The following is a 13,824-nucleotide window of genomic DNA, read 5'->3' on the forward strand; positions in this document are numbered from 1 at the left end:
CGCATACGCACACACATAGAGCGTTCGACCTCGAGCAATGAGCGGTTGTGCTTTAGCATTGAGCGCTTACACACACATATAGAGCGAAAACGCGGTAGCATTGAGCGAAGCTGGCTAGCAACCACTTAGAGTGTTTAACCATTGAACTATGAGCGGAGTTGCGTTGGTATTGAGCGGATACGCAACTACATAGAGCGCTTAACCCCAGACTATGAGCGAAAACGCGTCAGTATTGAGCGCGTTCGCACTCACTTAGAGCGCTCAACCACAAACTATGAGCGCAAACGCGGCGGCATTGAGCGAATACGCACCCACATAGAGCGTTCAACCCCAAACTATGAGCGGATACGCGTCAGTATTGAGCGCGTTCGCACACACTTAGAGCGCTTAACCTCAAACTATGAGCGAAAACACGTCAGCATTGAGCGGATACACATCCACATAGAGCGCTCAACCACAAACTATGAGCGCAAACGCATCCGCATTGAGCACAAATACAAAAAAACTGCAGACCCACTCTCATTAAAAGAGTGAATCTGCAGCCTAATCAATCAACCAATCAAACCGGCATTGGAGTATCCGTAGGTTTCGCATAGTCTCCGTTACCGTACTCCGTATCAATTGCATCACGGATTTCTTTCATGGACATGCCGTCTTGCTTCATTTGTACGGATTTCACTGCGATTTCCAGACAAGCTAGGCAACGTGTGCCGTGATCGTCCCAGACAACGGAGCCGTCTTCGCGTACTTCATCTAAGAAACAATTCATATTGCTCTTGTGTCCGGCACTTTCTCCGCAACCGCAATAGCAAGGCATGTATTCCAAAATGTCCGTTGCGTTGCCCGCCACTTGATAGATCATGCGCATATCTTCCGGCTTATCATCTAGGAATGAAGGCAAGATGTCCGCTGAAGCGGTTACTTCCTGCAAGTCGCCATTCGGCAAATGCTCTGCGTGATCATGTCCTGCTTCTGCCCTTACATCTTGTGGATCTACTTCAGCAGGTTTTTCTGTAGCGCCGTTTCCGCATGCCGCAAGCGCTACTGTCAACGCAGCCAGTCCTGCTAGTAACTTCTTTTTCATGTATATTCCTGACTCCTTCGTATAGAGATTATGCCTTTAGTATACATGGTTTGCGGGAAAAACAAGCGTACAAATTCATGACAATTATGAGTTGCCCGTCATCTTGCTTGGATCTACATATTCGTCAAATTGCGCTTCTGTCAATAAACCAGTAGAAAGTGCCGCTTCTTTCAGCGTTGTACCTTCTGTATGAGCCTTCTTCGCGATTTTCGCCGCATTTTCATAGCCGATATGCGGATTCAAAGCCGTTACTAGCATCAATGAATTCTTCACTTTATTGTCGATTTCTTCACGGTTCGGTTCAATTCCTACCGCACAGTTATCGTTGAAGCTGACCATACCGTCAGCAAGTAATTTCGCTGATTGTAGGAAGTTGTAGATAATAACTGGTTTGAAGACGTTCAATTCGAAGTTCCCTTGGCTTGCAGAAAATCCGATTGTTGCGTCGTTCCCCATTACTTGTGCCACAACCATCGTTAATGCTTCACTTTGTGTCGGGTTCACTTTACCTGGCATGATTGAACTGCCTGGTTCGTTCTCTGGAATCGTAATTTCACCGATACCTGAACGTGGACCACTTGCCAACCAGCGTACGTCATTTGCTACTTTCATCAAGTCCGCAGCCAATGCTTTTAGTGCGCCGTGTGTATAGACGACTTCGTCATAACTCGTCAATGCGTGGAATTTATTTTGTGCAGATGTAAACTCAATGCCGACAGATTTTGAAATCTCCTCCGCCACTTTTTCGCCGAATCCAGCTGGCGCGTTAAGTCCTGTACCAACTGCTGTACCGCCGATTGCAAGTTCTTTCATTGTCTGGACACTAGTTTCCAGCATGCTGTGTGTTTTCTCTAGCATTTTGTGCCAACCGCTGATTTCTTGGCCCAACGTCAATGGCGTCGCGTCCTGCAAGTGCGTACGTCCAATTTTGATGATATCCGCGAAGTCTTCGGATTTTTTTTGAAGTGTTGTTGCTAGTTTATCAATTGCCGGCAATACTTCGCGCTCTACCGCAATAACACCCGCCACGTGTAGCGCAGTTGGGAATGTATCGTTGGAGCTTTGTGATTTATTGACATCGTCATTCGGGTGCAGGCGTTCTTCCTCGCCCCACTCCTCAAGCAACTGGTTGCCACGGTTAGCGAGTACTTCGTTCATGTTCATGTTCGACTGCGTACCGCTTCCTGTTTGCCAAACCACCAGCGGGAAGTGCTCGTCCCACTTGCCTTCGATAACCTCTTCTGCTGCTGCTTTAATAGCTTTCATTTTAACTTCGGATAGATTGCCGAATGAATGACTTGCGATCGCTGCTGATTTTTTCAAATGGGCAAAGGCTTGGATTACACCAAGCGGAATGCGTTCCCCGCCGATTTTAAAGTTGTGCTTACTGCGCTGCGTCTGCGCGCCCCATAACTTATCTGCTGGTACTTGTATTTCTCCGAACGTGTCATGCTCAATACGATATTCCATCTTTACATCCACCTCTCAAAGTAATAATCAGACTCTCTATCTCTATCATGCCCTATTTTCGAGCAGATTTGAATTAAAAAGGGTTGGAAGGGGGAGTACGAGGGGATTGCAAGGGATTTGTGCGTAGTAGGGGCGACTCCGGAAAGCGTCCCCTCCGAAGCACCACTCCCTACCCCAACAGCCTCTCTTCACTCAAACATCTTGCATACGAAACGCCTTCCGAACCACTGTAAAGAAAATCACCAAAGCACCCGTACTGCATGTCAACACGACCATGCTAAGCGGCCAAGCCGAGCTATCTCCCGCTAGTCCTACTAGCGGCGAAACCGTTGCACCGCCGATGAATGGCATCAGCCCGAGAAACGCCGCTGCGCTTCCTGCCGACTTGCCCTGACTCTGCATCGCAAGCGAAAACGACGCTGGCGACACCAAACCAACGCTCGACACCATAAAGAACAACGCCGTCGCAATTACGGCTAGCGGCCATTCATTCCAGACAGTCAACAAAAGTAAAATACTAGCCGCAAATGAAAGCAACACGCCTGCGCGCAAGAACTTCACCTCGTGAATTCTACCTGAAAGTCGACCCGTCAATTGCGCCGCCGTGATAATCCCGACACCGTTCAGCGCGAAGAACAAGGAAAACTGTTGCGCCGTGACACCATAAATATTTTGTAAAACGAACGGAGAACCCGCAATGTACGCAAACATGCTCGACATAATCAAGCCTTGCGTCAACGCGATACCTATGAACCACTTATCTTTCAGTAGACCACTAAACGTCTTGACGACTGCGAGCATCCCACTCTCTGCACGTTCTTCAACCGGCAATGTATCTGGCAGGAAAAATGCCGTTGATAAAAACATCAACAAACCGATGATTCCGAGTAATAAGAACACCGCTGGCCACGAAGCAAAGTTCAGCACGACACCACCTACAATTGGTGAAAGTATCGGTGCTGCTCCACTGACGATCGACAGCATCGCCATGAATTTAGTTAATTCATTTCCTACATATAAGTCACGTGCGCAAGCTCTCGCGATCACAATTCCCGCAGCCCCTGTCATTCCTTGAACGAAACGTAATGCAACGAAAATCCAGATGTTCGGACTAAACGCACATAAGACGGAAGCGATGGCATACACGCTGAGTGTAATGACGAGCGGTTTCCGCCTGCCGTAAATATCACTTAACGGCCCGAAAATGAGCTGGCCTGCGCCTAAACCGATCAAGCAGGCTGTCAGACTTAATTGGACAAGTGAAGTTGAAGCGTTTAAGTCATCCGCGACAATGGGCAATCCCGGCAAATACATATCCATTGATAGTGGGCCGAATGCTGACAGCGAGCCGAGCAATACTACGAGCCAAACTGTCGGCATGGGAATCTTTTTTTGTAATGAAGTATTCATATGTACATAACCCTTTTCTTCTATAGAATTCATTCAGTATAGCAAAAAAGCAGCCGCTTGAGTTACCGATCTACCATATGGACAATATAGTTCCGCCTATCGCCCCGACTAGTACGACAATCCATGGAGGCATTTTCCAAAAGGTTAGCATGCTGAATAAAATTGCCGCCAATGCGAAGTCTTCTGCCCGCAAAATCGAGCTTGTCCAAATTGGTTTATATAACGCCGAGAGTAAAATTCCGATGACCGCGGCATTGACTCCCATGACTGCTCCTTTGATTTTCGGATGATTACGTAAAACGTCCCAAAAAGGCAGAGCTCCGACGATCAATAGAAAGGCAGGCAAGAATATCGCAACCGTCGCGAATAACCCACCTTGCCAACCGTTCATCACGGCTCCTAGATAGGCAGCGAAGGTAAACAATGGTCCCGGAACCGCTTGCGTCGCACCGTAACCCGCTAGAAATGACTCATTTCCAATCCACCCCACCGGTACCAATTCCTGTTCCAATAAAGGCAAGACGACGTGTCCTCCACCAAATACGAGTGCGCCTGAACGATAAAAACTATCGAATACTGCAACCCAGTAAGACCCCGTCAGTTCCCGAAGCAACGGTAACATCCCGAGCAAAGTGAAAAACAGTGTTAAACAAATGATTCCCATTTTCTTTGATACGAGGAATTTGGACGAAACAGCATCTGACGTGTCATGAACTTTGAACAGCCATAATCCCACGAGTCCCGCTAGTATAATCACACCGACTTGCGTAAAAGCCGCTTGCCATAAAAGTGTAACGACGAGCGCTAGTAATGCGATGGCTTTTCGCTTAACATCCGGTGTCAAATTCTTCGACATCCCTACTATCGCATGTGCAACAATCGCTACAGCCACGATCTTCAACCCATGCAACCAACCTGCTTCACTAATATCTGAACCAGCTAAAAGCGTGGCGAACAAGATCAACGCTACTACGGAAGGCATGGTGAAACCTAGAAAGGAAACTAGCCCTCCGACTACCCCTGCACGTGCCACGCCAATTCCGATCCCTACCTGACTGCTTGCTGGACCTGGAAGGAATTGCGCCAACGCCACTAAATCCCCATACCCTTTTTCATCCATCCACTTACGTTTTCGTACATACTCTTCATGGAAATAACCTAAATGCGCAGTTGGTCCGCCAAATGAGGTCAGTCCTAGTTTAAGAGATACGATAAGTAGTTCTACTAGTCTCTTTACAGAAGAAGCCGTATTATTCTTCATTTTGATCTCCTTTCCTCTTATGTAATACTTTACTGCCGATCATCTCATGTCTACATTAATTTTCAATGGATTTAGTAGAATTTAACGATAACTTAACAATAGATGGACAAACAAATGACTAATTGAAATTCCGCTCAAATTCTACACCGTTCGCTATCTTTTTTCGGACAGTTTTTGTATGATGTAATCACTATCGATGTCAACAATAGATGGAGGAATTGAGATGCTAGGTCCACGTAAACCCGATCCGTTTTTCACAGCGTTATTAGACATCGCAAAGCACGTGCAGGAATCTATGCACTATGCGAACGATTTTCAGATCGATTCTGTCTCAGACCTGAAAGGTGTCAGCATTCGAATGAAGGAATATGAAACAGCTGGTGATACGTTAATTCATGAATTAATCACGAAACTGAATACCTCGTTCATGACGCCAATCGAACGGGAAGATATTTTGAATATCGCGATTGCAATGGATGATATTCTCGATGGCATGGAGCATTTTCTGGCTAACCTGGAGATGTTTTCTCTCATTGAAATTGATGAATACATGCAGAAGTTCATGGTCAACATTATGAAAAGTACCGATGAAATCGTTTTGGCGATGGAATTGCTGACGAAGAAAAAGCTTGTGGAAATGCGTACGCATGCTGTGCAGATTAAAGAGTATGAACGGATTTGCGACGAAGTGTTGCGAACGTCCATTAAGCAAATGTTCATTCGCGAAAAAGATCCTATCCGCATCATTCAATTGAAAGATCTGTATGAACTGCTTGAAGATACTGCAGACTTTTGTCAAGACGTGGCAAATAATATTGAAACAATCATTATGCGCAACGCGTAAGGAGTCCTAACCCATGGATACGATTCTCATACTCACCATTCTCGTCGTGGTATTTGCCTTGGCGTTCGACTTCATTAACGGTTTCCACGATACAGCCAACGCGATCGCTACTTCGGTATCGACACGCGCACTGAAACCCCGAACTGCGATTATGCTCGCCGCCACGATGAACTTCGTCGGTGCACTGACATTCACGGGCGTAGCGAAAACCATTACGAAAGATATCGTCGATCCGTTCCTATTAGAAAATGGTTCTCTCGTAATTTTGGCTGCACTCGTTTCCGCGATCACCTGGAACTTAGTCACGTGGTATTTCGGAATCCCTTCCAGCTCCTCGCATGCATTGATCGGATCTATTGCCGGCTCAGCGATTGCGGCGGCTGGATTTGGCATTCTGAATTACAGCGGCTTCATTAAAATCATTCAGGCACTGTTATTATCTCCTATCATTGCATTGGTCGGTGGATTTATTGTCATGACCATATTACGTACAGTATTAAAGAATCGAAATTTATTTAAAGCCAACCGTCGTATCCGCTACATGCAAATAGGCACGGCTGCGATTCAATCGTTCACACATGGTACGAATGACGCGCAAAAGGCGATGGGGATTATTACGATGGCCTTGATAGCAGCAGAATTACAGACAACCGATGATATTCAGCTATGGGTACGGATTGCGGCGGCTACTGCGATGGGAATTGGTACGTCGATCGGCGGTTATAAGATTATCAAGACCGTTGGCGGCAAGATTATGAAGATCCGACCGATTCACGGGATTGCATCAGATTTAAACTCCGCAGTCATTATTTTCGGTGCTACCCTTCTTCATTTACCTGTCAGCACAACACACGTAATCTCATCTTCTATTATGGGTGTTGGTTCAGCGCAGCGCTTGAAAGGTGTGAAATGGGGAGTCGCACAGAAGATTGTTTTGACGTGGATTATCACGATGCCGATCTCCGCTTTAATGGCTGCAGTCGTCTATAAACTATTCGCACTTTTTCTATAACAACTGGAAAATCCAAGTCATTCTTCCATCGAACTAATCTTTCCACTTGCTATATCTGCCTTTTCTTGTTATGATAAAGAAGAATTATTTTTGTTCGACGTTGGTCTACGATTTATCTCGACCGTTTTTTAGAAATTGAGCAAGGATAGTAATACAATGTGTACACGAGTGTGCACGAGGAGGAAACAAACATGGAACAAGGTAAAGTAAAATGGTTTAACGCAGAAAAAGGTTATGGCTTCATCGAACGTGAAGATGGCGACGACGTATTCGTACACTTCTCAGCTATCCAAGGTGATGGCTTCAAAACTCTTGAAGAAGGTCAAGACGTGTCTTTCGAAATCGAACAAGGACAACGCGGACTTCAAGCAACTAACGTTACTAAAAACTAATTTGCCTATACAAACCACTTCCTTTTAGGAAGTGGTTTTTTTGCGCATTTCTTTCCATATTTACGTAACACTTCACTATAGTTCCTTGTTATGATAAGCATAGACAAGAAAATAATGGATTTTTTTGCATAGAGTGAGGAGGAATAAGGTTGCAACGTTTCGGGAAATGGGTAACTCGATCATATAAATGGATTTTCACGTTTTGGATTTTGCTATTTGGTATGATGACGTATTTCGCCATCCAATTGCCCGGTCTACTAGCAGGAGACGGATTCCGCGTGGACGGCGAGCATGAACAAGTGATGAAGATTGTCTCGGAAGACTTTGGCTTACCTGCAGAATCTTTGTTTTTAGTGTTTGACGGAAAAACTGACGCAGAAATCGATACTTCACTTGATCAGCTGGAAGAGTTCGGTATCATGTCGGATATCGTATCCCCTCTAGCTGAAAAAGCGCAGTATACGAAAGATTTGTCCTATGCCTTGTTGCAATTTGATAAGGCGCCTGACGATATGCCGCAAGTCGTGGAAGATATTCGCGACGAAATTGATGGTCAAACAGGCGTGACACTCACTGGGGGAGGGGCATTTGAACACGATGTCAATCAGGCCAGTCAACGCGACTTGATGACAGCTGAGGCGATCGGTTTGCCGATTGCGATTATCGTACTACTGTTTGCGTTTGGTACAATCGTCGCATCCTTCGTTCCATTAATCGTCGGCATCGGTACAGTCGTCTCTACTCTCGGAATTCTAGCATTGCTCGGCAATACGGTGGACCTTTCCATTTTCGTACTGAATATCGTACCGATGCTCGGTTTAGCCCTCTCTATCGATTTTGCGTTATTATTCATTAGTCGTTATCGGGAAGAACTGACCAAACGTAGCGTGACAGATTCTGTCGTTATGACGATCCGTACTGCTGGTCGCTCGATTATTTTCTCCGCGGTATGCGTGTTCATTGGACTCGGTGCGATGCTTCTCATCCAAGTAGATATTTTCATGAATATTGCACTCGGAGGTATGATTGTCGTCGGGATGGCGGTCGTCTCTTCCCTTACTCTATTGCCTGCCGTTTTGCTAATGCTAGGCGATCGCATCCATACAGGACGTTTGCTGAAAGAGCGTGGCGAAGAGGCGAACGGTTGGAGAAAGTTTGCGCGTTATGTGATCAAGTGCCCCGTTACGATTGCGATCGTGGCGTTTGTGTTACTCGCCATTGCCGTAATTCCAGTGAAAAATATGGAATTGACGATCCCGCAGATTGATTCTTTGCCGGAAAACTTCGATACGCGTGTAGCTTTTGAACAGATGCAAGATACATTTGGTTTAGGCGACGAGAGTACAGTGTTCTTGATCGCAGAGCGTGACGGTAGTTGGAAGACGACGGAAGGTCTTCACGATATGTTAGCGTTACAAGATCAATTGGTGGATGATTCATTGGTCAAAGAAATTTCGACTGTCTTTACGATCAGCGGAATCGATAACGTGGCGGAATGGGAGCAAACACTACGTATTCCGCAACTGTACGACCAGCTCAATCCGGTGTTGAAGAATTTCACCGACAGCGGTAACCGTTTATTCATTCCTGTAACATTACAGGCTTCCGGCAGTTCGAATGAAGCACAAGACTGGATCCGCGATTGGTCAGAGAAAGATATTGGCTTTAACATTTTGCTTGGTGGCGAACCGCGCTTCAACCAGGAAATCTTCGATGAAATAGCGGATCATATCGTCTACGTATTGCTCATTATCATTGTCTCTACCTTCTTCATCCTGATGTTCGCGTTCCGTTCATTGATCATTCCGGTGAAGGCGATTCTGATGAATATTCTCGGATTGTCCGCGACATTCGGCATTCTCGTTTACATATTCCAGTATGGCCACTTCGGATTAAATCCAGGTACCGTAGCGCTCATCATTCCAGTCATCGTCTTCAGTCTCGTATTCGGCTTGAGCATGGACTATGAAGTATTCCTCATCTCGCGCATGCAAGAAGAGTTTGCACAGTCATTCAATAATGATAAATCCACAGTCGAAGGATTGGCCACGACGAGTAAAGTTATCACGTCTGCTGCGCTGATTATGATCGTTCTAACAGGCGCCTTCGCGTTTACAGACGTCATGCCCGTGAAGCAAATCGGCGTCGGAATTGCAGTCGCAGTGGCGATCGATGCGACAATCATTAGACTATTGCTCGTTCCAAGCTTAATGAAACTGTTCGGCAAATGGAACTGGTGGCTACCGTTTGGCAAAGGTCTGTACCGTTCAAATAGCCAGAAATATAGTGTGAAAAAATGAAATGGCGCGGTTGCGACGCATACAAAAAACTGTCGGGAATAGTACATTCCCGACAGTTTTTCTTATCTTTATTGCCAGCCAAACGTACCGATTTCGGTATACGACTGGGTGTCCATTGATTGATGATTCTTTTGTGTAGGATTGTTTTTGAAGGTAGCCTGAACCATTAACACGATGCCTACTACCGCCACAATCAACACCACGACCAGCCAAATCGCAACTGTTTTACCTTTCATTCGATATCACTCCTGTAGCTGTTATTTCGTTTTGACGGAGAATCCTTCTTCTTTCAAATAACTTGCCGCCTCTTGGTAATCTCCAAAGCCCTCTTCCAAGTTTACTTCATGATAAATATTAAAGAAGCCATCTTCTTCGAGAAGTGTCAGCATCTGACCATTGGAATTCTGCCACGTTTCGGCGATTGTTGCAGGTTCCTCGACCTCTGTCGCCAACCCTTCAATTGCCGCACGGATCACTGCGCGGAATTCATCCGCAGAGTATTCGCGTACATTGACTAGACCACGGTCATCTGCTTCATAGCCTTCAACGTCTGCCACGTAGACAAACGCATTACCGTTCGGGTGCAAATGCTGCACGACCACCGTTTTATCATACAAAGACTCTTCATAATGATAGTTTAAGCGCTTCATAGACACTTCTTTCTTCACTAACTCCGGGAACTCTTCTATAATCTCTTGTTTCTCTTCAAATGTTAACATATTTATTCCTTCTTTCTAATGAAATTCGATCCTCATCTTGTCCGCCATTCCGTAATGAGGACAAGCAATATAACGACTGCAAATGCGACTATATAAAACCAGGAAGGTACACTGCTCACACCACCGAACATGCCATCCACTCCTTCCAAACTTTCCATTCTTTTTTTAGTATACCCTTTTTCCCGCTATTATTGAGGATATTTTTCAACATTTCATAGTTCCTGCTGTATTGCCAAGGTACAAACAGAGTATAATGTAATGGAGGAGTGGGTTTCTTATGATAAAACGCCTGTTTCAGTTACTCTTTCTCGCAGTACTGATCTACGCTTTCAAGCCCTTATGGGAAGGTCCTGTATCGCAATATGTGGACTTATCGTTTCTCGACCCGCTTGATGCCAAAGTAGAAACCGTGCTGAACGAGGAAGTAGTTGGATCTGCGCTTGACTATACAAAAGAATCGATTGTCGATTTAATTACATTCGTTTCCGATAAAGCCGTCGGAAGCAGTCCCCCAGAGGAAGTCGCCCAACCCGTGCTCGATGCGCCGGCAACAGGCATTATTTCTATCCACAATATTGAAATTGGTACAACCGAAGCGCAAGTGAAGGAAAAGCTTGGTGACCCTATGCGGAAGTCCGTCAATGAATACGGTACGGAATGGCTCACGTTCCATGACAACTATCAGAACTTTGTCATGCTGTCATACGATATCAAACGTCGCGTCAATGCGATCTATACAAATGATCGTCTGATCGCTTCATCCATCGGCATCGAATACGGTGTGCCGAAATCGGAAGTACGTGAAGAGCTCGGTGAACCGATTTCCGAAATACGTAAAGGTACGAACATTTATAAGTTACAAAACGATGAAGGCATGGACATCTTTCATTCGGATGGTCTCTATATGTATGTTTTTTATGATTTGCATCAAGAGAATACCGTAACTGCAGTGCAATTGATTTCGGATTCGCTAGAGCAAAAAAAAACCGCGCTCTATGCTCCTCAAAACGATGCAATGCGCAAAGGCTTTGAGATGCAACTATTTGATTTGACGAACGCGGCAAGAGTTCGACACGGTCGCTCCATTTTAACATGGGATGAACTTGCATCCGAAACGGCACGTCTGCATAGTACGGATATGGCAGTGCAAGACTACTTCAGTCATGAAAATTTACAAGGTGAGTCCCCTTTCGACCGCATGAAAAAACAAGGCGTCCAATTCGTCAGTGCCGGTGAAAATCTAGCTTACGGTCAGTCTAGCAGTATTTTTGCGCATGAAGGGCTAATGAATTCGAAAGGCCACCGTGAAAACATATTAATCCGCGACTACCAGTTCCTTGGGATCGGCGTGGATTTTAACGACAAAGAACAGCCATTTTATACGGAAAACTTCTTCGCCAAATAAGGGAATTTCCTTTCATTACGGACAGTTATCCAGTAAAATAAAGAGAAGGACTTTGGTAGATCGAAGACCTTCATTACAGCATTAAAGGAGATTATCAATTGAAAAAATTTGCTGCATTTTTCTTGGCCGCGACGTTGATTTTGTCACCACTTGGAAACATCATCTTCCAAGATGAAATTACTGCCGAAGCACGTGGCTATAAGTCTGGTAAGAAGAGCTTCAGTACACCTAATCGTGTGCAACCGAATAAAGCTGAAAAGAAACAAGATACTAATCAAAGTAATGATAAAGCAACAGCAGGTAACACAGCGAAGAAGCCAGGCGGTATGGGTGGCGGCTTGATGAAAGGTCTACTCGTTGGTGGACTGGCAGGTCTATTATTCGGCAGCTTGTTTGCGAATATGGGTATGCTTGGATCCATTATGGGCTTGCTAATTAACGTGTTAGCGATTGTCTTCATCATTTACATGGTTCGGAAGATTTTCGCGATCTTCAAAGAGAAAGAGCGTAAACGCAATGAGGATATGAATCAATGGAACAACAGATAATCTACGAACAAGACGTAGTAAATGCAGTATGTGTATTGATTGCAAAAGAGTCACGTGCAATGCCAGACGACGTGGAAGTCGAACTTGCTTACGATGACGACACTGGGTTTTCAGCAGATGCCGAGCTTCATGGCAAGATGCATCATTTGGATACCTCCCGTCTCGTCGAAGCGCTTCGCCTTTGGATCGAGCAGTATCTCGATCAGGATCCGATGGCAGCAGGCATTCAGCTAAAGCTGGATGATGAAGAAGGGATTATCGCGATCGTTCGATAATCAACAGGACGCCCCTTTCCGGGAGGGCGTTCTTTTTTTGTCTTCGAGAATGGAGAGGCTGGCAGTGAGATACGTAAGGATATTTGCGTCCTTCTACTTTAATTCCCATCACGCATAAAAAAAGGATGCCCCAAAGTCCGAGACATCCTACTTTATTTATTACTTCATACTCTCAGATGTAATCTCTGCACAAGCAAATGGTGTTCCTGAATCGCCTGCTGGATCTGTGATGTTATCATCCGCACCTTCATGGATAATCAACGCGGATCCGTCTTCATCAAGTAATGAATTATCTTTTCCAGACTCAAGTGTGACCGCATCTGTCGTCACAGTAACTTTTGCGTTTCCATCTTCATCCGCCACAAGATTCTCCAAGTCCCCTGCATGGTGTCCTTCTGGATTTTCTAATCCGTGCTTTTTATCCGTTGGGTTGAAGTGACCGCCAGCAGACTCTTTAAAGTCCGGTGCTGTACAGACGCCCGTTTCATGGAAGTGCATGCCATGTTCACCCGGCTCAAGGCCCGTTACGTCAACGTCCATCGCTACACCTGACGGTCCTTGCGTAAGCGTTACGGAACCGATTTCTTCCCCGTCAACATTCATGACTGGTGCCATTACTTCAGGCTCGGCTGTTCCTTCTTCTTCCACAACCGGATCACCGCTACCGTTCACCGGTTCTTTTTCTTCATCCGCCGTGCCTCCACAAGCCGCCATCAGTAATGCTGATCCCAATACAATACTCGGTAGTTTCCACATAATTAAATTCCTCCTTGTGTAAGTTATGTACATTGTAGTTCATTACCGCTTGGATAATGAACTCATAGTGTGTAGTGTACCCACTTTTATAATTTTCTAACATGCTGCTGAAGTTTTAAGAGCGGATTTCAAGTTGAATAGAGCGGTTGTAGAGTTGCAATAAGCGCTTTACGTCTGACTTTGAGCGGATACAGCGTGGCATTGAGCGCTTATCGTCCGACTTTGAGCCGATCCAGCGTGGCATTGAGCGCTTATCGTCCGACTTTGAGCCGATCCAGCGTGTGACATTGAGCGCTTACCGCCAGACTTTGAGCGGATGCAACGTCACATTGAGCGCTTACCGTCCGA

Annotated in this window: 15 protein-coding genes; 7 read left to right on the forward strand and 8 right to left on the reverse strand. The window is 45.5% G+C overall.

Annotated elements, in window-relative coordinates; all coding sequences use genetic code 11:
- Positions 1-559: 559 nt before the first annotated feature.
- The 4 genes from H605_RS0108935 to H605_RS0108950 form a co-directional block, all read right to left on the reverse strand.
- Positions 560-1,084 carry a PCYCGC motif-containing (lipo)protein gene (locus tag H605_RS0108935; RefSeq protein WP_029053903.1) on the reverse strand — a complete coding sequence of 175 codons (525 nt, stop codon included), beginning with the start codon at positions 1,082-1,084 and terminating at the stop codon, positions 560-562.
- A gap of 84 nt (positions 1,085-1,168) precedes the next feature.
- Positions 1,169-2,554, reverse strand: a complete 1,386-nt coding sequence (gene fumC, locus H605_RS0108940) for a class II fumarate hydratase (RefSeq protein WP_029053904.1) — start codon at positions 2,552-2,554, stop codon at positions 1,169-1,171.
- A gap of 192 nt (positions 2,555-2,746) precedes the next feature.
- Complete coding sequence (locus H605_RS0108945) at positions 2,747-3,964, reverse strand: multidrug effflux MFS transporter (protein ID WP_051210532.1); 1,218 nt, start codon at positions 3,962-3,964, stop codon at positions 2,747-2,749.
- 70 nt (positions 3,965-4,034) lie between these two features.
- On the reverse strand, positions 4,035-5,225 hold the full coding sequence (locus tag H605_RS0108950; RefSeq protein ID WP_029053906.1) for a chromate transporter: 1,191 nt from the start codon (positions 5,223-5,225) through the stop codon (positions 4,035-4,037).
- A 223-nt stretch (positions 5,226-5,448) separates the two neighbouring features.
- On the opposite strand from H605_RS0108950, the gene H605_RS0108955 reads away from it, so the two are divergent.
- From H605_RS0108955 to H605_RS17680, 4 genes are all read left to right on the forward strand, one after another.
- Complete coding sequence (locus H605_RS0108955; RefSeq protein WP_029053907.1) at positions 5,449-6,069, forward strand: DUF47 domain-containing protein; 621 nt, start codon at positions 5,449-5,451, stop codon at positions 6,067-6,069.
- Positions 6,070-6,082: 13 nt separating this feature from the next.
- A complete protein-coding gene (locus H605_RS0108960) occupies positions 6,083-7,081 on the forward strand; it encodes an inorganic phosphate transporter (protein WP_029053908.1) in 999 nt (332 codons plus the stop codon).
- Positions 7,082-7,272: 191 nt separating this feature from the next.
- The gene (locus H605_RS0108965; RefSeq protein ID WP_009766462.1) at positions 7,273-7,473 is read left to right on the forward strand and encodes a cold-shock protein; all 201 of its coding nucleotides are present in this window, start codon (positions 7,273-7,275) and stop codon (positions 7,471-7,473) included.
- A 149-nt stretch (positions 7,474-7,622) separates the two neighbouring features.
- Positions 7,623-9,773 (forward strand): MMPL family transporter, encoded by a 2,151-nt coding sequence (locus H605_RS17680; protein ID WP_037561833.1) that lies wholly within the window; start codon positions 7,623-7,625, stop codon positions 9,771-9,773.
- A 68-nt stretch (positions 9,774-9,841) separates the two neighbouring features.
- Here H605_RS17680 and H605_RS18925 read toward each other — a convergent pair whose 3' ends face one another.
- From H605_RS18925 to H605_RS19555, 3 genes are read right to left on the reverse strand one after another with little or no spacing between them, the layout of a single operon-like run.
- Entirely contained in the window at positions 9,842-10,009 is a 168-nt protein-coding gene (locus tag H605_RS18925) for a hypothetical protein (protein WP_155979505.1), read from the reverse strand.
- Positions 10,010-10,030: 21 nt separating this feature from the next.
- On the reverse strand, positions 10,031-10,492 hold the full coding sequence (locus H605_RS0108980; protein WP_029053909.1) for a hypothetical protein: 462 nt from the start codon (positions 10,490-10,492) through the stop codon (positions 10,031-10,033).
- A 32-nt stretch (positions 10,493-10,524) separates the two neighbouring features.
- Positions 10,525-10,650: a hypothetical protein gene (locus H605_RS19555; protein ID WP_255407643.1), complete on the reverse strand. Its 126-nt coding sequence runs from the start codon at positions 10,648-10,650 to the stop codon at positions 10,525-10,527.
- A gap of 119 nt (positions 10,651-10,769) precedes the next feature.
- Here H605_RS19555 and H605_RS0108990 point away from each other — a divergent pair, with 119 nt between their 5' ends.
- From H605_RS0108990 to H605_RS0109000, 3 genes are all read left to right on the forward strand, one after another.
- The gene (locus H605_RS0108990) at positions 10,770-11,897 is read left to right on the forward strand and encodes a CAP domain-containing protein (RefSeq protein WP_037561834.1); all 1,128 of its coding nucleotides are present in this window, start codon (positions 10,770-10,772) and stop codon (positions 11,895-11,897) included.
- Between the two features lie 98 nt (positions 11,898-11,995).
- On the forward strand, positions 11,996-12,445 hold the full coding sequence (locus H605_RS0108995; protein ID WP_029053911.1) for a hypothetical protein: 450 nt from the start codon (positions 11,996-11,998) through the stop codon (positions 12,443-12,445).
- The gene (locus tag H605_RS0109000) at positions 12,430-12,720 is read left to right on the forward strand and encodes a DUF2653 family protein (protein ID WP_029053912.1); all 291 of its coding nucleotides are present in this window, start codon (positions 12,430-12,432) and stop codon (positions 12,718-12,720) included. Before H605_RS0108995 ends, H605_RS0109000 begins: the two co-directional genes overlap by 16 nt.
- Positions 12,721-12,879: 159 nt before the next feature.
- Here the strand turns inward: H605_RS0109000 and H605_RS0109005 are convergent, their stop codons facing one another.
- Positions 12,880-13,476, reverse strand: a complete 597-nt coding sequence (locus tag H605_RS0109005) for a superoxide dismutase family protein (protein WP_029053913.1) — start codon at positions 13,474-13,476, stop codon at positions 12,880-12,882.
- Between the last annotated feature and the right edge of the window lie 348 nt (positions 13,477-13,824).

Origin of the sequence: Sporosarcina ureae DSM 2281, assembly GCF_000425545.1 — a bacterium.
GTDB lineage: Bacteria > Bacillota > Bacilli > Bacillales_A > Planococcaceae > Sporosarcina > Sporosarcina ureae.